The organism is Paenibacillus sp. 01T443, from assembly GCF_056398325.1.
The window spans coordinates 27832-51435 of sequence record NZ_JBFTPE010000032.1 but is presented as its reverse complement, the minus strand read 5'-3'; the positions used below and the strand labels follow the sequence as shown (position 1 = coordinate 51435).

Genomic DNA, 23604 nt, shown 5'->3' with positions numbered 1-23604 from the left:
TTGAACGAACAGTTGTTCTTTTTTCTAAATTAACGAGAGGCGGATCACCTTGAGTAAAGAGAAAATTATCCAAACAGCGGTTGAAGTATTTTCAGAAAACGGTTACCATCGGGCAAGTATGGATGAAATTGCTTTGAGAGCCAATGTCGCCAAAGGAACACTTTACTATCACTTTCCAGGTAAAGCCCAATTGTTTAAGACGCTTGTTAAGGATGGTTTTCAGGAGATTATTAATAAAGTTCAGGCCGATCTTAAATCYACTTTYACTTTGGAAGAACAAATCAAAAGGATCATCAGGCATAACCTCGATCTGTTTTTGGAATCAAGCAGTTTAGCGCATATCGTTTTCAATGAACTATCCAACGGTATCGATCAGGAAGTGCTCGAAGAACTGAAGAAACTAAGAATTGACTACATTCATTTTCTTGCAAACGTTTTAGAAGAAGGAAAGCAAGAAGGCGTGCTTCGTGATGTTAACTGCAATTTGGCCGCGGCTGGGATCGTTGGGATGCTCGACAGCGCATGTAATTATTTTTTGAATAACAACAAAGAATTGTCCCGTGATCATATTGAACAATTCTTTTATACGATCATTACATCAGGTTTGTTTTTGACTAGCGGTGAGTAACCGCCCTTTTTTGGGGTTATTAYACTGACTAGTCAGTATARTAAWATTAGATGGAAGCGATGGTGTAACATATGGATTGGAGAATGGCTAATGAATTGATACCTTTGTCTTATTTTAAAGAAATGCGWGCCTCCTCCCCCTTATTGTTTAAAAAGGAGACTRATTCCTGGGACGTTTTCAAATACGAGGACGTCAAAACGATTTTTTCCGATCACGAGCATTTTTCTTCGCAAGGTGTCGAAACGATGAAAGATCCGATTKAAGCGAGTRTTCTAAGACAAGATCCGCCTAAACATCGGCAATTGCGGATGCTCGTTTCTCAAGCTTTTGTTCCTCGGGTTATTGAAGGACTGACGCCAAAGATTGAAGCGATAGCGAATGAGTTATGTGACCAAATGGAAGCGAGCGGTAAGATGGATGGGCTTCATAATTTTGCAAGTCCGTTACCGATTATCGTCATTGCCGAAATGCTAGGTATTCCTCTGGAAGATCGAAAGCGTTTCAAAGAATGGTCGGATGCGCTGGTCGGAAACAACTCCGAGCGATTTTATCAATGCCAACAAGAGATGAGTGTTTATTTTACCGCAATAGCGGATCAGAGACGGCTTGAACCGCAGGATGATCTGATTAGTCGTCTAGTCCGTGCGAAAACAGATGGCGAACAATTAAKCGATCTGGAAGTGATCGGCTTTTGCATCCTGCTGCTTGTTGCGGGAAATGAAACTACAACCAACCTAATTTCCTCGGCACTATTTATGATCGATAGCAATGCTGATGCTAAAGAGCAGCTTTTGGAGAATCGTTCTTTGGTTCCTCAGGCTCTTGAAGAAGTTCTTCGTTATTGTTCCCCTGTTCAAACGATGATTCGAACGGTAAAAAAGACTACAGTTCTACGCGGACAAACACTAACTCCCGGACAAATGGTCAATATCTGGATTGGCTCGGCCAACCATGACGAAGACCTATTCGAGCGTCCGGACATCTTCGACATCCACCGGAGTCCTATTCCCCATCTTGCTTTTGGTCACGGAATTCACTTCTGCTTAGGAGCGCAATTAGCTCGTTTGGAAAGTAAAATTGCCATTCAAACGCTGCTTAATCGATTTCCTGAGTTYCACCTCGATCGCTCCCATTCATTGGAGAGAATCGACAGCTGGTTGATGTTTGGWATCAAACAAATGCCTATTATTTTGCGGAAATAATAGAAGTTGTATTCACAGCACTTGTTTTCCCAAAGCAGACACATAGAACCTTCGAAACCTGGRTCTGTTTTGGTTCTTAACTATGTATCTTGGGTAAAGGAGCGAGGATAACAATAGTGAACTGTATTACAAATAGTGGTTATTCGGTGCGGAGAGTATAATTCATCWAAAAGAGATGACACTCTACCTGGAAGGTCATGGGACTGACGGCATCTCTTTTTTGTTTTATTGAAATAAAGGGGATTTTACGTTGCTTCGTGTCCACAACGTCAAAAAATTTGACAATACAGGTGAGGATCTCGAGGATCTAATCTCGATCGGTACGATTGGACTTATCAAGGCCATCGAAAGTTTCCAGACTGGAAAAGGCACGAAGCTCGCGACTTTTGCGGCTCGTGGTATCGAGAATGAAATACTTATGCATCTGCGGTCTTTGAAGAAGACTCGGAAGGACGTGTCTCTTCATGATCCGATTGGCACGGACAAGGAAGGCAACGAGATTACGTTGATCGATATCCTCGGTACTGAGGCTGATGATATCGTGGATAAGGTGCAGCTCAAAATTGAGAAAAGTAAAATATATAAGAATTTGGATATACTCGATGACCGGGAGAAGGAAGTCGTTATCGGTCGATTTGGGCTGGAGCATGGCGGGGATGAGCGGACGCAGCGGGAGATTGCGAAGGAGCTTGGGATTAGTCGGAGTTATGTGTCGCGGATTGAGAAGAGGGCGTTGATGAAGCTTTATCATGAGTTTTATAAGGCGAAGAGATGAAAATGTCATCTACAGGACGCACTAGCTTAATAGTGTTGTTCAACGAATAATATAAATAAAATACACGTCAAATTCGACGTGTATTTTATTTTCTTAATTCCCGCCTTCGACTGGCGAAACACAGCCCATTTATATTTCTGTAAACAGTGCGAAATGTGGTGGAATCGATGATTTTCATGTCTTTGCGGAAGGCTGCGGGATTTCTCTGTGCTAGAATTTGCGTGACCAATCGCTCGAAGACCAACTGAAGCAGGTCAGGATCAACCTGATTATGCTTCCGACAAAGTTGCGCAGCATTGATTGATTCAAGCACGAGTTCCTGCTGAAATTCCTTGCATAACACGTCGTCAGCAATATCTTGAAGCCCATCACGTCCTTGCAATTGGGCATGAAGAAACAATTTAAGATAAGCTGGCGTGGTGAGCTTATTAACGTATTTATCTTGGCCGGTCTGAGCAATTCGATCGTGAACGTCTTCGTGTAAATTGGAGAAAGTCATTTACCAAATGAAGAAAATAGGGTATTCTTGTCCATAAGCTGATCCTTTTCACTGGATTTTGGACAGGTACTACCTTCCATTCCATTGTAAAGGATTTTTTTATGCTCAGACACAAAGAAAATTGAATATTATGAATATTCAGAGAACATTAATGCAACGCTTGTGAAATCTCAAAATATGCCAGTTTTAAAATTTGTGATAAAATGGAAGTATTCTGCAGTACCAGTATCGTACTGATAAAGGTAGGGGGTTGTTCGTGGGCTTATTGTACATTCTCATGTTCCTCTCGCTTTGGTCCATGGGTATCGTATTTCTGGTTTACAGCTTTAAGAGCAACTTCTGGATCGGCATGACGCTAATCATTGGAGGGATGTCGAGCTTTGCCTTCTCCGTCCATCTGGTCATCATTCCCTTCCTCCAGCCTTACGGATGGCTGTCGCCTTTCGTGAGCACCGCGATCTTCCAACTCAGCGCGGCGGCTATGAACGTTTACTTTTACTTTTTTCCATTTGCGGCATGCATGGGCGGGCTGTGGATCGGGGCTGTCCCGTCGGACAAAAAACGGCTGCTGCTATCGCTTCTGCTTGCGATTCCCGCGGCCATGCTGTTTACGGTTCATCTTCTACGCGAGCCGTGGAGCACCTTCGATGTCAGCACCTTCCGCTGGTGGAGCGGCTTTTATTTCCTATTGGGATATGCCTTCTACCATATCGCATTCGCGCGCGAGAAGGAATATTACGAGAGAAGGAACAAGAAACGGGTGGCCATTCTGTTCTCCTTCGGCACGCTGTGGGCATTCGTGTCCGATTATCTTGGCTTTGTCTGGCTGTCGATGGGGGAGTGGAAGTTCGATCTGGTGAGCAACGGAACATGGAAACTTAACGCGGTTATTATTTTGGGCCTCGTTGCGGTCATTATTTATTACACGGTTAAGTACGGCTTCCTCGGCATTAAGCTCAGAATCGAGCGCGAGCGGCTGGATTATTCAATGCGGGCGTTGACGATGGGCGTATCCATTTTGAACCATTCCATCAAGAACGAAATCCAGAAAATCAATTATTTGACGGAGAAGACGCAGGGCTTCATTCATTCCGGCCAGTCCGAAAAGTCATTGCAGTCGATCGACCAGATTCATTCGGTGACGGCGCATCTGCTCGATATGGTGGGGAGAATCAAAGAGAAAGCAGACGATATCGTGATTAACGAAGGACGCATCTGGGTGAAGGAGCTATTCGACGCCGTCCTGCATCCGATGCAGCCGCTGCTGGAGAGACGCTCGGTCGAGGTCGTGCAGATCCAGGATGAAGGCGGCGAGCTGACCTGTGATTTGCTGCATCTGAAGGAGACGCTGTCCAATCTGGTCCATAATGCTGTAGACGCCATGGAAGAGACGGGCGGCACGATTACTCTCCGGGCCATGAGATCCAAGCGGCATTTCACCATAGAGGTAAAAGACAGCGGCTGCGGCATTCCGAAGGAGCAGCTCGGCAAAATTTTCGAACCGTTCTATACGACCAAGAAAAACTCGAGCAATCACGGCCTCGGCTTGCCTTATTGCGTATTGGTCATGAGGAAGCACGGAGGCAGCCTGGCCATCGCGGATACCGAGACGGGGAAAGGGACGTCAGTCATGCTTCATTTCCCGATTTGGCGCTACATGCAGACAGGCACCGCCGCTTCTGTCATGGCTTCTCCGGCAGCTGCCGTCCAAGAACAGCCGACTTAATCGCCCTTGAAATGCATCAGTTTGTTTTTTATGCTTTTCAGCTGCGATTTGATCGTATTCGTAGACTTATGCAGCTTTTCCGAAATTTGCTGCTTGCTCAGCCCCTCCTTGCGCAGATCGAATACTTCCCGTTCCATGGGTGAGAGCTCCATAAGCTTTATTTCACTGCGCATGATGCGGGCCGCGTCCGCGTGAATCGTCGAGCGGTCTTCGTAAGCCTCCCTGATCGCGCGGACGATGTCTTTGTAGCTTTGCTTCGTAATGTAATTGAGCGCGCCTAGCCTGAACGACTTCATAATGACCTCCCTTTCGGTGAGGGAAGTAAGCATAATGACTTTAATATCTTCTTCCTTGTCAAGCTCCGACATAATTTCCTTCATGGCTTCCAGCCCGTCGAGATTGTTGCCGGTTAGATTAATGTCCATCAGGATAATGTCTATCGGATGGCGCGAAGCCGCAAGTAACGCTTCCTCCTTTGTGCCGGCTACGGCAACAACCTCAATATCCGGCTCCTCCGCCAAATCCGCGCTTAAGTTCTGCTGCCAGAACGGATCGTCCTCCACGAGCATGACGCGTATGCTGCCCATCTGTCTTCCCCCCATCCGCATATACCGGTAAGTCAGTATTCTTATTAGTTAAAGATAGTATAGCAAGCACGCATCCTGTCCGGTAGGGTGAATTTTTATCACCCGGCCTAACGGCAGGGGTGATAAAAATTCATCCTCCTCAACCAAGCCGGCGCCAATGTATACTCCGAATTGTGAACGGCGGGCCGGATAGAGGAATGCGGAAGTCGCCATCAACGAATCGAGTTGAAAACAAAGGAGACGGTGAATATGGTTCAGAAAAAAACGAACGATTCAGCAGTAAATATGGCATCAGAGAATACAGCGCCCGTACTTAATTATAATGTGCCGGAGCCGACAACCTACAGCGGCCGAACGTATATCGAGCTCGACATTGCGGATAACTGCTTCCTGCCGCCGCAAGCAGGCATTCAGACGAAGGCCGCTTTCGGGGCGGCGTCGCTGAGCTTCGGGACGGCAAGTTCCCCGCAGCTGCCGGTAGAGGAACTGCGTAAGGTGAAGCGCTCCGGCGACCGGATGACGACGCACCTCACCGAGCTGACGGAGGAGGAAGTGGAGCTTCAGGCGAGGGAAGGGAAGAAGCTCAGCCTGTTCCGTACGATGATGGGCGCATGGTCGCACCGGTTCGTGTCCGATTATGCGCTTTCCGTTCCTGCTGCGTCTGAGTATTCCGAGCCGAAAGCGCTCAGGGCCGCTCTCGCTCCGCTGCCGACGACGGACGGCGGAGATCCGTACCAAACACCTCCTATTGACGACCAGATGCGTGATGACGATGACTGGCCGCCGGAGGAGGATCCGATTGAAGAATCCGTGTCGGCTTCCTTCACCGCTCCTGCAGCAGGCACGAATATCACGGGTCCGCATACAGGCGCAGTGATCGATATTAAAGGAACGGCAACGGCCGTGCTGGGGACGGTTTCAAGGGTGATGGTCAAGGCAGGCTCGGGCGCATGGAAGCAAGCTCAGCTTTCCGGAGATAATTGGGTGCTTTCGGGCGTCGTGATAACGGATCAAGGCCAGGTTACTTTACAGGCGGACGCGTACCACTCAAACGAGCAACTCTCTTACATCACCACGAGAAAAATCAACGTGACGCTGCAGCAGGCTCCGGACGTGACGCCGCCGACGATTGCGATCACATCGCCTGCAGCTGGCGCAGTTCTTTCGACCAACAACGGCCCGGCCGCAAATATTACCGTTCAAGGAACGGCGGGGGATAACCGGGGAGTTACAAAGGTTGAGCTGCTTCTTGACGGGCAAAATCCGATCGCGGTCGATACGCCGAACAACTATGCCACTTGGAGCAAAGGGCTGTCGATTCCGGCAGGCAACCATTCGATTATTGCGCGCTGCTACGATGCGGCAGGCTTGAAAGGAGAAACGAGCCTAAACGTGAGCGTGGATACGACCGCGCCTACGATCAGCATTACGTCGCCGGCGCTGAACGCGGCGATCGCCGGCACTTATACGAAAGGAGCGGTCATTGAAGTGTTCGGCACCGCGGCTGACAGCGGCGGCGTGAAGGTCGTGGAGGTTTCGCTCGGCAACAGTCCGGTTTATGTGCGTGCGGTTGAGAAGGCGCCAGGCGACTGGTCACAATGGAAAGCGACGGTGAAGGTTGACCTGCCGGGATTATGCGTCATCAAAGCGCGCGCTACCGATATGTCCGGCAATACGATGCAGGCGGCTACCCAGGTGAACGTGACGATTTTGCCGGAAGTCAGCTCGCGGAAAAACCGTATCATCCTAATCGAATCGTACCGCTTATCCTCCTTCCTGGCCAATTACGGCGCGGGGCGCACACTGAAAACCTTCTCCCTGCTTCCGGGTGAGAAAAGCAAGATCAGCATTCGTACCTATACCCAGAAGGAAGAGACGATGAAGAGCGCATCGACTATTCTCGATTCCGTGACCGACGATATCGCAAGCGAATTCGAGCTGTCGATCGGGGACGAGACCTCAAACAAAACCGGCTACGAATCCAGCAACGATTACAAGCTGGAAGCAAGCGTAGGAGTAAGCTGGGGCGGCTGGCTGAACGCGTCGGCAAGCGCTTCGACGAGCGGCGCGACGAATGCGGCGAGGGAGCAACTGACGAAGAACATCGTCAATTCGACGCAGAAGCATGTGTCCAAAGCGTCCGCCCGCCGCGACATGCAGATCGATACGACCTATGAGGTGAAGATGACGACGACCGACGAGACCTCGATTGTCCGCGAGATCGAGAATATTAATATGAGCAGAACGCTGAATTTTGTTTTCCGCCAAATGAACCAGGAATTTATTACGCTGCTCCATCTGGTCGACGTGCGGATCGGCTTCTACCGCGACGAGAAAATCGAAGGGGAGGGCAACAGCTATTATCAAGAGGTTACGCTGCCTGAGCTGGGTAAGCTGCTTTCGGAAATTATCGTGCCGGAGAAGCGTGATGAAATACGCAATACGATCATGTACCAGCTCATGAACATTTTCGATTATCAGGATATTCACCACTCCTTCGTTGAAGAAGCGGTGCTGAAGGATGCGAACGGAAGCGTCATTCCGGCGTCAAATTACTTGCGCGTCAAGAAGGACTACTATTCCGCATACGCCGATGAATCAACCGGATCGATAATCAAGGTTCCAGGCATCATTATGGCCGCGAACAACCATGTCCTTAGGACGGACGGCATCGTTGTCGATGCGGTGCTCGGCCAGGGCGAGGCGCTTGACGAATACTCGAGCAACCTGCAATTGCAATCGGTCAGGGAGAAGGAGCTGAAAAACGACCTGCTGCAGACGGAGGTCCGGATGAGGGAGCTGGCGCTGCAAATTCTCGAATCGAAGGATCAGGCGGCAGCCCAGCTGTACGCGCTGCTTAATCCTCAGCCGGTTGCGGACGAAGAGGAAGAACCAGCGGCTGTAACCGTATAGGAGGGGGCAGGGAGATGGATTTCACCTTTACGCTCAGCGACCGGAACAAGGATCGGCTCGAGCATGACAAGGCGCTTGCCAACAAGGATAAGGCGGCTGTCGTCAATCAGAAGACGGTCGTCAGTGCTTACAAATTCATTTATAAAAAAATCGTGAAGCTGATCGATTTGCCGATTGCCGCCTATGCATTGAACTTTCATAAGGTGCATTTCGAATATTTGACCATCGTGCTCGTCGCCGTAAAAAATACGAGCCAGGCGACGGAAGCAATCGCCGGCATGAAGATGAATCTGGACAGCTACGTGTCTATGACGGAGCAGGTGCTGCGCAAGATCGAAGAGCTGCCGGAGGATCCGCTGCCGGGACTCAATCCGCTCGACCATCTGTATCTGTCGCGCGATCCGGAATTTGTGGAGGCCCATGACCGGATTATCGAGGATTACCGGACGGTTGCCCGCGAGAATTTGACCAATATTACGCATTGCGCGAAGCAGGGGCGGGACATTTACACAAGCACGAATACGGAAGCGAAGAAGCTGCTGGACGATTTGATGAAGGTGCAGCCGCAGTCCGATATGGAGAAGCTCATCATCGAAGCGAACAAACGGGATTTGAAGTGGCTCATTTTGTCGCTCGACAAGATTAGGATGGTTTACCAGAAGGCCGATGCCGCCGTGCCGAAGGCGCAGCGCATGGCGGAATTCGCGGATCAGTTCGTGAAAATAGCCGGATAAAAGCAAAACAAGGTAGTCTCTTCGCCGACGAGCGAATGCGGCTGCCTTTTTTTTGCCGGGTGCTTTTGGGAAATATCTTGAGCCCAGATTTATGCGGCGCACGCATTTAACCCGACTAATCATCGTCAGCCGACGTTTTTCCGGGTTTTTCTTGTGAAAGCTCCATAATGCGCTTTTTGATCAAATGGTGAAGGAGGCGTATAGTGGGGGATAACTATGGCTATGGAAAGGCGGATTTTTCAAAAATGTCCCAAAAGCTCCTTCTCCCGCATCTCGGTTTCTTGGTTGTATACCTGTTATGGGGCATCAATATCAGCTCGATGAAAATTGGAGGCCACGAATGGGATCCCGTCATGTTCAACGGGCTTCGCTATGCTCTAATAGCCCCGCTGCTTTGGCTTGTTACCTATTTCCATTTCCGCCAAAAGGGCATCAGCCTCCGCATGGAAAGCCGCGATCTGGGCCGCATTTTGTTCCTCGGCATCCTGTCAGCGATCGGGATGGAGGTGCTGCTGTCCTACGCGCTGCAGTATTCGAACGCGGCTAACGGTTCCGTATTGGGCCGCGGCTTCATGCCCGTACTGACTGTCATCATCTCGCTTACTCTCAAGGAAATCCGGTTGTCGTACCGGGTTCTGATCGGCCTTCCCTTTGCTTTCGTAAGCGTTATCGTGATTGTGGCAGGTGGCGAGCAGGGCTTGCATTTCGGGCTGGATAGGCTTCGCGGGGATGGCCTGCTGCTGCTGCGAAGCCTCTTTGGCGCCTTCTATCTCATATTGATGAGCAGATTGACGTCGCGCTATCCGCTTATGCTGCTGATTTCCTGGGAGATGACGGTCGGCGCCATTTCGCTGCTACCGTATGTACTGTGGAAGGCGGACGCCGCCTATTTCGCCGGCATTTCGTCTCACGGTTGGATCAGCCTCGCATATACGGCCATTCTGGCTACCATGGTCGGCTTTACGCTGCACAATTGGAGCCTAGCCCGTCTGGGCCCATTCAAAGCATCTGTTTACGGGTACACGCTTCCGATCACGGCGGCCGCCTCGGGGTATTTCTTGCTGCATGAATCGCTGACGGTGTATCAGGTGCTCGGAGGAATTGGTGTTCTATTCGCCATGTATTTGTTGCAGAGGGACAGGCAGAGACTCGGAAAACCGAAGGCAGCCGAGGCGCAGGCGACATGATGCTTCCTATTTAAGATGTGCGTATAATAGAACAACTGCAAGCTTTTCTTCGGATGAAATCGCCGTCTATGGAGCATTTAATCCGATGCAACGCGTTGCTCAGCTTTTCGAGCTTGCGTCTACTAATGTTTATTTCACTTCCGACGATTCGTGTTTCTTTACGGGGCAAGTGCTCCATGTGGACGGTGGAGAATCGACAAATTCTTAGATTTTTCGGTAATTGCATTAGAAGACCTCCGTTAAAGTGTGTTTAAAATCATAAGATTACTTCGACGGAGGAGAACAGGCTTTTCATTTTATATTCCTTGGCGCTGATTCCGCATAGCTTGCCGAAATAAGCGGAGAAGTATTTATAATCCTTATAGCCAGATAATAATTTACTGGCTGGATTATATAAAAAGTCGGTATACGATATTGCCTTGCCGAATTATAAATATGCTGCCTGTATGGCGGTCATGCGGCTCCTCTATTTAATAGTTGTAAGGATTTAGGTCGGGCATTTCCTCCTTCGAGTACGTTAAGAGACGTTGAACGAAACGAGAGACGATTCATAAACCCGGTATTTGGATACCTTTAGCACGACATTTGTACAAGTATCAGTGGTTTGCCTTTATAGAACGATACTTTGTCGGTAAGCACGGGGAGCAACTCCATATCGTTGTTTAAATATTTTGGAGAAATGGAATTCGTCGTAAAATTGCAGGGCGGCGGCGATTTCTTTCACTGAAGAATTTGTCGTCTCAAGAGCAACTTTGGCGGAAGCCAGCTTAAGCTCTTGCATATAGCGGCTAGGTGACATACCGGTCCTCGATCGGAAGCGGTTGAAAAAAACGGTCCGCGACAACTCGCTTTGCCGAACCCAATCGTCGATCGGGATCGTCTGGCCGATGTTTTTGTGCATGTGATATAAAATATCGTCTAGTTCGGGGTGGCGGCTTGGGCCGCTGGCAAGTTGTTCTCTTGCGAAGAGCAGCAGCAGCTCTTGGATAACGAGATGGGCTGTGTATTCGTAACCTTTGGGATGGACAATAAGACTGTCGATTAGCCGTTCGCATAAGCGGGCGGCTTTTGGTATTTTAGCGGTGGATACCGGTTGACCCACTGGCAATTCTAGCTGATGTGCCATGCCTAGCGTGTCGAAGTCCACAAAGTAGAATTTCCAATCTCCGCCTAGGCACTGGTAAGCGCTAGGCATGTTTTGTGGGACGATCATATAGGTTCCGGCATCAAGCTCATACCTGCTCCCAGCCAGCGAAATCGCACCTTTTCCCTCAAAAGTAACGAACATTCCAGGAGCAGTAAAACCATTCGGTTTGGCGACCTGATAGGTATCGTTCGCTTGTACTTTCCAAATCGACTTGAAGAGGCATGGAGGACTCGATTGATGCTCATCCAGCTCATATGGAATATCCATATAGGACATGACTCACAATCCTTTCTTTGTATTCAGTACGATTATACATGTTTTGGTGAATGTCCTCCATGGATTGGAGAAGAGACTGCTTATACAATGGAACTATCACCGTATAAAGGAGTGTTTTAGATGCTGCTCAAAGTAGGCAACCGCGAATTGGAGCTCGGAGGACCGCATTTAACGGAATTAAGGGATTCAAACAATATTCTGCATGATTTTGATGCCCTGAAGAATCGGATTGCGGAAGATGGCTACTTGCTTATTCGTGGGTTTCATGATAGGGAGCAAGTGCTCAAGGCACGTCGAAGCATCTTGGAGAAGATAGATAAGATGGGTAAGCTGGATAGAGATACGCTGCTTGAAGACGGTGTCATGGCGGACGGCAGCAGAACGATCTTCATGGGAGGCTCGAATGAAGACTTGCCTGAGCTGCTCAGTGTGCTGAACGGGAATCACATCATGGGATTTTTCGACAAGCTGCTTGGAAAGAAATCACTTACTTATCATTACAAGTGGCTTCGCGCCGTCGGGAGAGGCGATTTCACTGGAGCACATTACGACATCGTGTATATGGGCCGCGGTACACATAAACTGTATACCGTATGGTCACCGATCGGAGACGTGAACTATGCGATGGGTGGTCTCGCGATATGTCTCGATTCACATAACTTTGAGGTGTTGAAGAAGTCATACGGTTCCAAAGACGCGGATCGCGACGACATCGGCATCGGTCACTATACGGATGATCCACTCGTCATTACGGAGAAGTTTGGTGGCAAATGGGCGACGACCGAATTCGAAGCGGGAGATGTGCTGATTTTCGGTATGTTCTTGATGCACTGCTCGTTGGAAAACACATCGAACCAGTACCGGCTTAGTGTGGACACGAGATACCAGTCTTCCTTGGATGAGGTCGACGAACGTTGGAGCGGCAAAAAACCGCGCGGTCATCATACGTAAACAGTAAGAGAGCTGGATGGCGGAAACCATGCCGGAAAAAGTCAATCACTATATGGAGTATATCGAGGGTTCGATCCCCTAAGCTCCACCAAATAAAAACTCAAAACCCTTGAAAATCAAGGGTTTTGAGTTTTTTTAATGTCATAAGCAGAAATCAGATTATTAAAACTTAAATACAATATTTGATAGAGTGGCATAGTTAAGACGTCTTAGCCTGTCTGCGATATTCAGCTGGCGTAACCCCGGTGATCTCTTTGAAGACTCGTCCAAAGTGACTAGAGTTAATATACCCGCTTTGAATAGCTATACTAGAGACTCGTTCCTCACTGGTTTGAAGTAAATTCTTGGCGTGGTCTATACGCAGATTGGTCACGTAATCCCAGAAGGTTACATGTAATTGATCCTTAAACAGATTGCAGAAATGAAATTTATTTATATCCAAATGGTCAGCTATTTTCTGCAGATTAATGTCTGTCGTATAATAGCGTTTACAAAACTCTACTGCTTTATCAATTAAGACACCTTGGTGATCCATTGTGTTTTTTGCAACAATGATATCTTGAATAGCAGTAGAATGCTGAAGACCATCCTCATAGGCTTCTGGCAATTGCTGAGGGGGGTATTTGCTTTGGCTGGACCCCACCTTAAAAGGTTTATGGAAATAATTCATCAAGATTCGAATACAGCCTTGAATGAGCCCAGCATCCGTGTCGGTGTCCTTAGAAGCATGAATCATAATAATTTCGTTAAGTTTGCGAAAAAAACTGATTCCGTGATAACCGGAATAAAGCAAATGGCTGTTCATTTCCTCTGTAATGCTAATTTTAATGACTTCCTCGATTTCCTCTGCTTTTAAATTTGACCCTCCTAGCTGAAAGACACTGACCACACATTGTTCCCACCGGCTTTCTGCCAATTCTAAAAATTCATTTAAGCCATTTGAATCCAGTTTACCTACTAGCAGCTTTTTCAAGGCGTTCTCTTCAAAGAGTGGGATGGCTTTGGACAAGATGCTCTTATATCCGTTCTCAGCTTCAATCTCTTTGGTGACACGAAATACTTCCTTGATGAGTTCGCTTTGGATATAAGGTTTAAGCAAATAACCGGATGCACCAAGCTTGAGTGCTTGGYGCGCATATTCAAATTCTCCGTAGGCGGTTAGCAGGATAACTTTGATTGGCAGCTCTGCATCACGTACTTTTTCTAAGAGCTCCAAACCATCCAAGTTCGGCATTCGGATGTCAGTGATAATGAAGTCGGGTACCCGGTCTTGGATGATCTCCCAACCTTTAAGTCCATTTGTCGCTTCCCCCAATATTTCAATATTAGGAAAATGGTTTTCTAGAATTTTGCGTAGCGCTTGCGTCGTCAGTGGTTCGTCATCAATTAATAAAGTCGTTAGCATCCCGTACATCTCCCAATGACTTAGTTTTAGGAATAATCAGGGTGATTGTCGTTCCTTGTCCCCATTCGCTTTCGATCATTAATTTGGCTTGAGATGAGAACCTCAATGCCATACGATTTGCAATACTCATTAGTCCTATTCTGCTTGTACTCGCTGTTGTAGAGCAAAGCTCCTCATTGATTATGCTTAACCTTTGCTCTGTTATCCCAATCCCGTTATCCTTAATGATTACGCGGATATGATCAGTCTCATTCTGAATAAGGAGGCTGATGATCCAAATCCCATCTTTGCTTTCCAACCCATGATAAATGGAGTTTTCTATGATAGGTTGAAAAATAAACTTGTTAATAGGGTATTCCAGTACATCGTCATCGGCTTGGAAAACGAATTGAAGACGACCGTCATAACGGATATTCTGTATGCGCAAATAATTTTCAACTGAACGTATTTCATCTTTAATTTTAACCATTTCGTTCATTTGGTATAACGAATAATGCAGCATTTCTCTAAGGGAATGCGTAACAAGCTCGATATCCTGATTCCTGCCAAGTATGGACAATGACGAGATAGACTGCAGTGTATTGTAAAGGAAATGAGGATTCATCTTGGCTTGTAAAGCACTGTACTCGGCTTCCTTCTGTAGAAGCTGCTGTTTAATAGAATTTGCAATGAGCTCCTTCATCCTATCAAGCATATTGTTAACGCCTCTATTGAGGACCATAATTTCCTCGTATTCGGTTTGACGATCAATCCGGATGTCTAACTTACCTTTACCGACTTCTTTCATAAAGGCAACCAATTTTAAGATGGGCTGCGTCGTACGAATGGTGATGACGGATGCAAGGACAATCGTAATGACAATCATGATTGTCAGTAGAAACAAGGTTGTATCGCGAATAACAGACAGTTTCTTGTTGAACTGGGTGAAGGGAAGCATACTTACGGTTTTCCAGCCGGTTACCGAGGAGGTTGAATAGGCGATAAGCATATTTTTTCCGTTAACCATACGTGTCCAATACCCCGAAGTATCTTGAAATAAGCTTTCCATATCTGAATCGGTAAGGATCAGAGAGGGGGCTGATTGGTAAATCACCTGTTTTCCGTCATCTACAACAAAAGATTGTATGCCAAGCTCTGTTTGGATCGATTCAAAAATATTTTTGAGCTTATTAATGTTGTAATCGAATACAGCAACACCATACAGATTCGGATTGGACGGATCATAGGCATCCTTAATGTTGGCAGCAATCGTAATTACGTTATTAAGATCGGATGTACTACTGTAGTTATCATAATATTCAGGCTTATGAGCCCCGTAGAATTTGATCTGCAGGGCATATTTGGTGTCCTTAAAATCGAGCCACACCTTTTTTAAAAAAGGGGACTCAATATTAATGGACTGGGCGCTGTTGATATATTGCTTGCGATGATCGTAATTGTAAATAAAGTAACCGCGTATATCGGACTTCTCCGAGAAGATATTATTGAGCAGAATGGAAATTCGCTCGCGGTCTTGTTGAGATTCATACACTTCGCCTTCTGTTATAGAGTCTTCGAGAATGGATATTAAATTCTGATCGATAGCGARAAAGTGGAGGGAGTCCTTGACTTCATTTAAGTACAGGTCTAGACTCTGATTCACTTGGCTCGTGATCGATGTGGTGCTCTTAATCATCTCTTTTTTCGTAAAATTAGAGAAGGTTTGATAGCTGATAACACCGAGTACGCTGAGAGAAACACATATTAATAGGGCGAAATAGAAGATGATACTTGACTTGAATGATTTTAATTTCATGAATTCACCTTCTCGAAATCGATCCCTTTGAGAAATTCTCTGTCCTGCTTTTGTGATGATGTCAGAGTATCCGTTGATCGGTGATTTGTTTGTAGCGAAAGTTGACTGAATAAGCTTTTTCTTCAAACAAGTATAGTGCTTAAAATATTGAAAAACAATATATCTAGAAATGATCCCAATATTAGAACATTAACAAAATATTAGAACATAAAATTCGTTTTTTATCGTGATTTTAAGCGAAGTAAGCGTTTCCCAAGATTAGAACAGGTTCAAAACATTTGACTATTTTCAAATAATTGAACATCACTTAACATGTGGTAAGCGGTTACAACGAGAGGAAGGAGATATGGAAATGAAAATTGGCAACAGTATTATAAGGGAGTTGTGGATGAACAGAGCTTATTATCTGATGGCTCTTCCGGGCCTCTTGATCTTATTTGCTTTCTCTTACTTGCCTTACCCGGGAATCATTATCGCGTTTAAAAACTTTAATCCGGTGAAGGGGATTTTTGGAAGTCCATGGAGCGGGTTTGATAACTTCAAATTTTTTCTATCCAATGGTGACTTTCTGCGAATAACATTTAATACGTTCTGGATCAATTTCAATCAAATTTTATGGGGAACAATTCTCGCCGTAGTGTTCGCAGTTCTATTGAATGAAATAAAGAGTAATGTAACGAAGAAATGGTTTCAGAGTATCCTGTTTTTGCCTTATTTCTTCTCCTTCGTCATTGTTGGGAAATTAGTCCTTTTAATTTTCAAAAGTGAGAACGGTCTTGCGAACGAATTGATTGAAATGTTCCATGGTGTGCCAATTGATTGGTATACCTCACCTCAATATTGGGTGAAAATCATTGCTTCGGCAAGCATATGGAAAAATGTGGGGTATTCCGTTATTATATATCTCGCTGTTATTACATCCATTGATGAAGAGATGATGGAAGCGGCTTCTCTAGACGGTGCTTCTCGGGTACAAAAGATTCGGTACATTTTGCTGCCAAACTTAGTTCCTACTATTATTATTTTGACACTGCTGTCCATAGGGAGAATATTTTTTGGGGATTTTGCACTCATCTATGCAATTGTAGAGAACAATGGGCTGTTGTTTTCAACGACGGATGTGATCGACACCTATATCTACCGTGCTTTAATCAATGGCGGACAGGAATACGGTATGATCACTGCAATTGGAATTTGCCAATCTGTCCTTGGCTTCCTAGTAGTTGTAGGCAGCAATTGGCTTGTCAAACGTTATGATAAGGACTATTCCTTATTTTAAACAGCTAGAGAGGTGACTGAATTGAAGAACAAGTTTGGCTGGCTGGATATTTTCATTTATTTGGTGTTCATCATCTTTTCCTTGGTTACACTGGTCCCATTCATCCTAGCGATAATGGTCTCCATATCGGATGAAAGCTCTATCGTTCTGAATGGGCACAAGTTCATCCCTGATTTATTTTCATTAGATGCGTATAAGATCGTCTTCCAAGACAACATTGTGACTAATGCCTATAAAATCACTATCATCGTAACCATTGTAGGTACATTCATCTCGTTAATCTTATCATCGCTGCTCGGCTATATGATGTCCGTGCAAAAAGTGAAATATCGCAACATCATTGCCCTGCTTATCTTTATACCCATTGTATTCAGCGCAGGACTGGTTCCTTGGTACATTGTAGTCACTAATTACCTCCATTTGAAAAATACGATTTGGGCCCTTATCCTGCCGATTGCGATAAATCCATTTAATATTTTTCTGCTTAGGAATTATTACAAATCGATTTCACCTGCGCTTTCAGAATCAGCAGAAATCGATGGAGCCGGCCCTTGGTATATTTTCTATAAGATCATTACTCCGTTGTCTATGCCGATATTAGCCACTATAGGTCTATTCTCTTCTTTAAGCTATTGGAATGATTTCACGATGTCCCTGTGGTTAATTGATGATCGGAAGCTGTTCTCCGTTCAGTTCTTATTGTATCGGATTAATTCGATGATTGCCTATATGAGTCAGCATACGAATGTTGCATCAGGACAGATGCCTTCAGAAACGATCGTATTCGCGATGTTCTTAATTACGATTGGACCGATTATTCTCGTTTATCCGTATGTTCAGAAATATTTTGTCAAAGGTATTATGGTCGGTTCAATCAAGGGTTGATTCCGGAAGAGCGGGCAACGTATACAACATTATAACAAGGGAGCGAATAACATGTTCAAAAGCAAGTTCTTTATGGGAAGCATAATTGCAACTGTTTTAATATCAACGCTATTAGTAGGCTGCGGCACGTCAAATAATGCGAATACGCCTTCTAATAAGCCGGAAACGCAGGGTGATACGAGCACTGAAACGACAGCAACTGGTGAAGAAGTTACACTAAATATCTTATTCCCGGGAGATCCGCCAAAGGATCTGGACGCCGTTAATACAGCTATTGCAGAGAAACTTAAGGCAGACGGTTTAAATATGAAGTTGAACTATACTTTTGTACCATGGGAAACGTACACGAACAAACAAAGTCTAGTTGTGGCGGCAGGAGAAAAATATGACTTAACTTGGACTCACATTTCCAATTTATCTCAAGGTGTAAGCAAGAATGTGTTAATGCCTCTTGATGACCTTCTCCAAAGCGACGGTCCCGGGTTACTAAAAGATATTTCGGACTTTGTATGGAAGGCAGTTAGGATTGACGGAAAAACATATGCAATTCCACGTGTCGTTCCTGTTGCTCAAAGCAATGATACCTTCCAAATTCGTGGTGACTTGCGTAAAAAATACGGGTTACCGGAAATTAAAAGCTCGGCTGATTTCGAGAAGTATCTGGAAGCTGTTAAGACCAATGATCCGACGATCACTCCACTAGCAGGGGGAGCGGGAGGACTTGTCAGAGAAATAGCGCCAAGTTATTTTGCCAATGGAGATTTTACTGGAAGCTTCTTCTATATTGATGTGAATGAAACACCGCTTAAGGTTAAAAATTTATATGCTTCAGAAGCTTATGAGCAGTATGTAAATAAAACAAGAGAATGGTACAAAAAAGGGTATCTGCCGAGTGATCCTAATATGTTCAAAGACATAAATGGTGATTTTGCCAAAGGAAGAATGGCTGCGATGCCTTCTAATATCCTGCGTCCTACTGAAATTATTGATGCTTTAAAAACAAACATTCCGGATGCTGAGCTTGAATTTGTACAATTTGAATCGGATAAGCCTAAATATATCTTCACTAGTGCAGATAATCTGTTATCGGTATTAGCGACAAGCAAACATCCGAAAGAAGCAGTAGCGTTCGTCAATTGGCTACACAGCAGTCAGGAAAACTATGATTTATTCTCCTTGGGCGTTAAAGATGTAAACTTCAAGGCCGACGGTAATAGTGCTACCTATGAAGGAATCTCACCCGATAAACAATATTTCCCGATTAGCTGGGCCTGGACAGATTTAAGGTATAACAAATTCAGTAAATACATTACTCCAGAGCAACTTGATGTCATTAAAACCTGGGATAATGGTGCCGTACAAACACCACTTATTGGTTTCTCTATTAACACTGAGCCAGTAAAAGCAGAATTGGCTAAAGTCTCAGCAATTGCATCTGAGTATTCAGCTCAAGGTCCGCTTATGAATGGGGTCGTCGATTTTTCATCTGTGAAAGATAAATTCCTAAGCCGCTTAAATGATGYGGGAATCGATAAGGTTCTTGCGGAATACCAGAAGCAGTTAGATGCCTTCATAGCGCAACAAAAGTAACTGCATGGGCCATCCAGCTTCAACTCCACTGTAAGTAAATAAGCGACAAAGGCCAATCGATTCGAATCGGTTGGCCTTACTTACACCAACATCAAAAATATTCTAAATTTATTCATATTAAGAGGAGTCAAACGATGAGTACAAAGAGAACAGCGCATATCATTTCACATACACACTGGGATCGGGAATGGTATTTGCCATATGAAAAGCATCATGTTCGTCTCGTAAAGCTCGTGGATACGCTGCTGGATAAACTGGATCAAGATCAGAATTATCGCAGCTTCTTTTTAGACGGACAAACGATCATTCTTGAGGACTATCTTCAAGTCAGACCTGATCAAAAGGATAGATTGGCCAAATTTGTTCAAGACGGCCGTATTTTGATCGGTCCTTGGTATATCCTGCAGGATGCATTTTTGACCAGCGGCGAGGCCAACGTAAGGAATATGCAGATCGGGCACCAAGATGCGAAGAAATACGGCACTGTGGCGAAGATCGGCTATTTTCCCGATACGTTCGGACTGGTAGGTCAAATACCGCAATTGATGGAGCAGTCTGGGATTACGAATGCTTTGTTTGGTCGAGGCGTTAAGCCGACGGGCTTTAACAATGCCGTTTCTGATGGCGATTACGAATCTTCGTTCTCAGAGCTGATCTGGGAAGGACCAGATGGTTCCCAGATACTCGGTATCCTTTTTGCCAATTGGTATAATAATGGAACTGAAATTCCTGTTGACCGCGAAGAAGCGAAGGTTTACTGGGAGAAGAAGCTGGCGGATGCTGAGAAATACGCATCAATGGGCGAGCTGCTCTTTATGAATGGCTGCGACCATCAGCCGATTCAGTTGGATTTGCCCGAAGCGGTTCAAGTCGCGCGTGAGCTTTATCCGGATACAATCTTTATTCATTCCAATTTTACAGATTACTTGCAGGCTGTTGAGCACTCCTTGAGTCATGAGCTATCTATTGTAAAAGGCGAGCTTCGCAGTCAGCGTACAGACGGCTGGAATACGCTCGTGAACACCGCTTCCGCCCGCGTATATTTGAAGCAAATGAATCAGTTAGGACAAGCAATGCTGGAAAAGGTAGCTGAACCTCTGGCCGCTTTAGCTTATGTTCTTGAAGCACAAGAGAGATACCCGCATCATCTGTTCACGTATGCTTGGAAAACACTGATGCAAAACCATCCGCATGACAGCATATGCGGTTGTTCTATAGATGAAGTGCATCGAGAAATGGTGACGCGCTTCGATAAAAGCAAACATGTGGCTGAAGCGATCGTTGATGAGAGCATACGAGCCATTGCTGGAATTGTAGATACGTCGAGCTTTGCCAGAATGGGAGACAACGCCCTGCCGGTCATAGTTATGAATACATCCGGTTGGGAGCGAACAGGTGTCGTGAGTATGGAGCTAGATGCCTTGCGTGTATATTTGTATGACGAATACACGCAAGAGGAAGCCAGCGATATCGTGAAGTCGGCGGATCTTTCAGGCATGATGCTCGTGGATGAGAATGGGCGTGCCATTCCATGCATGTCCCAAGATCTCGGAATTCAATTCGGTTACGATCTGCCGGAGGATAAATTCCGCCAACCGTATATGTGCCGCAAGGTGAAACTTACCTTTGAAGCAGAGAATGTTCCGGCATTAGGGCTGAAGGCGTATGCTTGGGTTAAACGTGAAGCGGAGATTCAGGCTTCCAGGGTTCTAGCGGGAGACCGTGTGCTGGAAAATGAATCGCTAAAGATTGAAATCGCCGATAACGGTTCATTCAGCTTGACAGACAAAGTAAACGGCTGTATCTACCGGGATCTAGGCATTTATGAAAATACAGGGGATATCGGCAACGAATATATATATAAACAGCCTGCCGGCGAAACGCCGCGCACCACCTATGGGGTGGATGCACAAATTCGGGTGTTAGAGGATCATCCATACCAGGCTTCTATTGAAATTTTGATCGAATGGGAAATTCCTGCGTCTGCTGACGAAGTGCTCGAAGAAGAACAGCGCGCATTGATTCCTTTTCAACACCGGAAAGCACAGCGGTCGGAGCGCATGGTACCGATTCAGATTCGTACGGTTGTAAGCCTGAGCAGCAACGGCAAAGGGGTGGAGATCTCCGCTACTTTTAACAACCAAGCCAAAGACCATCGTTTGCGGATGTTGTTCCCAACCGATCTAAGCACGCAAGTTCATCGCGTCGATTCCATGTTTGAGATCCCTCAGCGGGACATTTTGCCGGCATCTAATTGGGAAAACCCAAGCAATACACAGCATCAGCAGGCATTCGTTGATATGAACGAGGCAGGGGCAGGTCTTGTTGTAGCCAACTTAGGTTTAAATGAATACGAAGTGCTGCGCGATGGTCGTAATACAATTGCAGTTACGCTGCTTCGAGCGGTTGGCGAGCTTGGCGACTGGGGCTTCTTTCCGACGCCTGAAGCKCAATGTCAGGGTGAGCATACCGTTCGTATGGCCATCTTTCCACATAACGGAGACGGTGTACAGTCAGGCGCCTATGCGAAGGCCTATCAGTTCCAAATTCCGTGGACTTCATGCCAGACAGATATTCATCAAGGAAGCATTGCTCCAACGTTTGCGCCGTTCCAGTGGAAAGGCAATAAGCTGGCTTTCTCCTCAATGAAAATAAATGAAGGAACGGACGATCTGCTGCTTCGTTGGTACAACATGGACTTCCAAGATGCTGAATTGACACTTCGTTCTAACCTTCCATGCTATTATTTCTACAAAAGTTCAATATTGGAAGATAATAGGCATCATATTGAATCTGACACGGACGGCCAAATATCTCTAGCGATTGGTTCTTGTGAAATTGTGACGATCGGGATTAATCGTTAATTCAGCGCACTTGGAAAAAGGGTGTATCAATAGGATGACGAATAGATAACTTAAATAATAAGTTTGGTGGTGTGAGATCATGAAAGTAGTTGTAACCGGTGCTGCCGGCAATGGTGGTCAAGCTGTCTGTAGAGCATTAATTCAAGCGGGCTTATCGGTTAGGATGGCTGATGTTATGCCTCCAAATACGGACGATTTGAGAGAAATCGATTTTGTTAGGTGCGACACGAGAACCCCTGGTGATATACGACTAGCTGTAAAAGGAATGGATGCGGTTGTTCACCTAGCAGCATGGCATTCTGCCCATAATCCACCGGTAAGCGATGAAACGATTTTTGCTGTAAATGTAGATGGAACATTCCACGTTCTTGAAGCATGCAGGCAAGCTGGGATTCAATCTATTGTATATGCTTCTTCAATGGCCTACGGATGGTCATCCGTCTATGGCGTTACTAAAGTTATCGGGGAAGATCTGTGTAAGTCTTATCATGAAATGACAGGTGCATCGATAGCCATGCTGCGTTACCATGAGTTTTTACCTCGCCCCTACTTAGAGTTCGGAGCACGGTTGCTTCGTAATGGTGTGGATAGAAGGGACGTTGCTGATGCTACAGTTGCCTCGGTCAAGGCAGTTTTGGAGAAGAGAGTGGGTCTTTTTCGTACAATTGTTCACACTAATCACGGTATGCCTATAGAAACAATCCAAAACTTCAAAAAATATGGTCCAGAGTGGTGTGAGACACATGTTCCGGGTGCAATTCATTTGTTAAAAAAATACGAAATCGAATTGCCTGACCAAGTGGAACAACATGACCTTACTGAGGCTGAAAAGACAATTGGTTGGAAACCTCGTTATGGCTTCCTTGAGTTTTTAAAAGACTTAAAAGCGCGCGATGAAAAAGGAATCGATGTAAAACTCTTAATAGTACCTTCTGAAATCCCGGCGATGTGATAAGGACACAGAATTACATGCTTAGATTTTTTGGGTTGTGTCCACAACATCAAAAAATTCGACAATACAGGGGAAGATCTCGAAGACCTGATTAGCATTGAGGGCGCTCATGAAGCTTTATCATGAATTTTATAAGGCGAAGCGGTAGTTGTTGAAGAAAAAGCTGATCTTGGGGGAAAACCTGAAGTCAGCTTTTTTTTGCATTGCCG

17 protein-coding genes and 1 pseudogene are annotated in these 23604 nt (G+C 45.7%); 14 read left to right on the top strand and 4 right to left on the bottom strand.

The window, feature by feature from the left end; genetic code table 11:
• Window positions 1-49: 49 nt before the first annotated feature.
• From AC1DLI_RS31340 to AC1DLI_RS31325, 4 genes are all read left to right on the top strand, one after another.
• On the top strand, window positions 50-628 hold the full coding sequence (locus AC1DLI_RS31340) for a TetR/AcrR family transcriptional regulator (RefSeq protein WP_309000095.1): 579 nt from the start codon (window positions 50-52) through the stop codon (window positions 626-628).
• A gap of 245 nt (window positions 629-873) precedes the next feature.
• A complete protein-coding gene (locus AC1DLI_RS31335) occupies window positions 874-1830 on the top strand; it encodes a cytochrome P450 (RefSeq protein ID WP_477609155.1) in 957 nt (318 codons plus the stop codon).
• Window positions 1831-2080: 250 nt separating this feature from the next.
• Window positions 2081-2605: an RNA polymerase sporulation sigma factor SigK gene (gene sigK / locus AC1DLI_RS31330; protein WP_477609153.1), complete on the top strand. Its 525-nt coding sequence runs from the start codon at window positions 2081-2083 to the stop codon at window positions 2603-2605.
• Between the two features lie 755 nt (window positions 2606-3360).
• On the top strand, window positions 3361-4830 hold the full coding sequence (locus tag AC1DLI_RS31325; protein ID WP_477609151.1) for a sensor histidine kinase: 1470 nt from the start codon (window positions 3361-3363) through the stop codon (window positions 4828-4830).
• Here AC1DLI_RS31325 and AC1DLI_RS31320 read toward each other — a convergent pair.
• Complete coding sequence (locus AC1DLI_RS31320; RefSeq protein ID WP_477609149.1) at window positions 4827-5417, bottom strand: response regulator; 591 nt, start codon at window positions 5415-5417, stop codon at window positions 4827-4829. The genes AC1DLI_RS31325 and AC1DLI_RS31320 overlap by 4 nt on opposite strands.
• A 249-nt stretch (window positions 5418-5666) precedes the next feature.
• Here AC1DLI_RS31320 and AC1DLI_RS31315 point away from each other — a divergent pair, with 249 nt between their 5' ends.
• From AC1DLI_RS31315 to AC1DLI_RS31300, 4 genes and pseudogenes are all read left to right on the top strand, one after another.
• A complete protein-coding gene (locus AC1DLI_RS31315; protein WP_477609147.1) occupies window positions 5667-8330 on the top strand; it encodes an Ig-like domain-containing protein in 2664 nt (887 codons plus the stop codon).
• A gap of 14 nt (window positions 8331-8344) precedes the next feature.
• Entirely contained in the window at window positions 8345-9064 is a 720-nt protein-coding gene (locus AC1DLI_RS31310; RefSeq protein WP_477609145.1) for a hypothetical protein, read from the top strand.
• Window positions 9065-9267: 203 nt separating this feature from the next.
• Window positions 9268-10251 (top strand): DMT family transporter, encoded by a 984-nt coding sequence (locus tag AC1DLI_RS31305; protein ID WP_477609143.1) that lies wholly within the window; start codon window positions 9268-9270, stop codon window positions 10249-10251.
• A gap of 37 nt (window positions 10252-10288) precedes the next feature.
• Window positions 10289-10459 (top strand): annotated as a pseudogene (locus AC1DLI_RS31300) (SDR family oxidoreductase); the annotation flags it as partial.
• Window positions 10460-10861: 402 nt separating this feature from the next.
• Here AC1DLI_RS31300 and AC1DLI_RS31295 read toward each other — a convergent pair.
• Window positions 10862-11674 carry a helix-turn-helix domain-containing protein gene (locus tag AC1DLI_RS31295; RefSeq protein ID WP_477609141.1) on the bottom strand — a complete coding sequence of 271 codons (813 nt, stop codon included), beginning with the start codon at window positions 11672-11674 and terminating at the stop codon, window positions 10862-10864.
• A 120-nt stretch (window positions 11675-11794) separates the two neighbouring features.
• On the opposite strand from AC1DLI_RS31295, the gene AC1DLI_RS31290 reads away from it, so the two are divergent.
• Window positions 11795-12625 (top strand): phytanoyl-CoA dioxygenase family protein, encoded by an 831-nt coding sequence (locus AC1DLI_RS31290; protein ID WP_477609139.1) that lies wholly within the window; start codon window positions 11795-11797, stop codon window positions 12623-12625.
• A gap of 199 nt (window positions 12626-12824) precedes the next feature.
• Here the strand turns inward: AC1DLI_RS31290 and AC1DLI_RS31285 are convergent, their stop codons facing one another.
• Complete coding sequence (locus AC1DLI_RS31285) at window positions 12825-14030, bottom strand: response regulator transcription factor (protein ID WP_477609137.1); 1206 nt, start codon at window positions 14028-14030, stop codon at window positions 12825-12827.
• On the bottom strand, window positions 14008-15825 hold the full coding sequence (locus AC1DLI_RS31280; RefSeq protein ID WP_477609135.1) for a cache domain-containing sensor histidine kinase: 1818 nt from the start codon (window positions 15823-15825) through the stop codon (window positions 14008-14010). Before AC1DLI_RS31280 ends, AC1DLI_RS31285 begins: the two co-directional genes overlap by 23 nt.
• 352 nt (window positions 15826-16177) lie before the next feature.
• Between AC1DLI_RS31280 and AC1DLI_RS31275 the strand changes: the two genes are divergently transcribed.
• From AC1DLI_RS31275 to AC1DLI_RS31255, 5 genes are all read left to right on the top strand, one after another.
• Window positions 16178-17104: an ABC transporter permease gene (locus AC1DLI_RS31275; RefSeq protein ID WP_477609133.1), complete on the top strand. Its 927-nt coding sequence runs from the start codon at window positions 16178-16180 to the stop codon at window positions 17102-17104.
• 21 nt (window positions 17105-17125) lie between these two features.
• Window positions 17126-17989, top strand: coding sequence for a carbohydrate ABC transporter permease (locus AC1DLI_RS31270; RefSeq protein WP_477609131.1), 864 nt, complete (start codon window positions 17126-17128; stop codon window positions 17987-17989).
• Between the two features lie 51 nt (window positions 17990-18040).
• Window positions 18041-19579, top strand: a complete 1539-nt coding sequence (locus AC1DLI_RS31265; RefSeq protein ID WP_477609129.1) for an extracellular solute-binding protein — start codon at window positions 18041-18043, stop codon at window positions 19577-19579.
• Between the two features lie 134 nt (window positions 19580-19713).
• Window positions 19714-22443 (top strand): alpha-mannosidase, encoded by a 2730-nt coding sequence (locus AC1DLI_RS31260; RefSeq protein ID WP_477609127.1) that lies wholly within the window; start codon window positions 19714-19716, stop codon window positions 22441-22443.
• A 79-nt stretch (window positions 22444-22522) separates the two neighbouring features.
• Window positions 22523-23395 (top strand): NAD-dependent epimerase/dehydratase family protein, encoded by an 873-nt coding sequence (locus tag AC1DLI_RS31255; protein ID WP_477609125.1) that lies wholly within the window; start codon window positions 22523-22525, stop codon window positions 23393-23395.
• Window positions 23396-23604 lie beyond the last annotated feature (209 nt).

Coding starts and splice junctions, on each gene's coding strand:
- AC1DLI_RS31315 (WP_477609147.1), top strand. CDS start 5,667: ATGGTTCAGAAAAAAACGAACGATTCAGCAGTAAATATGGCATCAGAG.
- AC1DLI_RS31290 (WP_477609139.1), top strand. CDS start 11,795: ATGCTGCTCAAAGTAGGCAACCGCGAATTGGAGCTCGGAGGACCGCAT.
- AC1DLI_RS31295 (WP_477609141.1), bottom strand. CDS start 11,674: ATGTCCTATATGGATATTCCATATGAGCTGGATGAGCATCAATCGAGT.
- AC1DLI_RS31320 (WP_477609149.1), bottom strand. CDS start 5,417: ATGGGCAGCATACGCGTCATGCTCGTGGAGGACGATCCGTTCTGGCAG.
- AC1DLI_RS31275 (WP_477609133.1), top strand. CDS start 16,178: ATGAAAATTGGCAACAGTATTATAAGGGAGTTGTGGATGAACAGAGCT.
- AC1DLI_RS31310 (WP_477609145.1), top strand. CDS start 8,345: ATGGATTTCACCTTTACGCTCAGCGACCGGAACAAGGATCGGCTCGAG.
- AC1DLI_RS31255 (WP_477609125.1), top strand. CDS start 22,523: ATGAAAGTAGTTGTAACCGGTGCTGCCGGCAATGGTGGTCAAGCTGTC.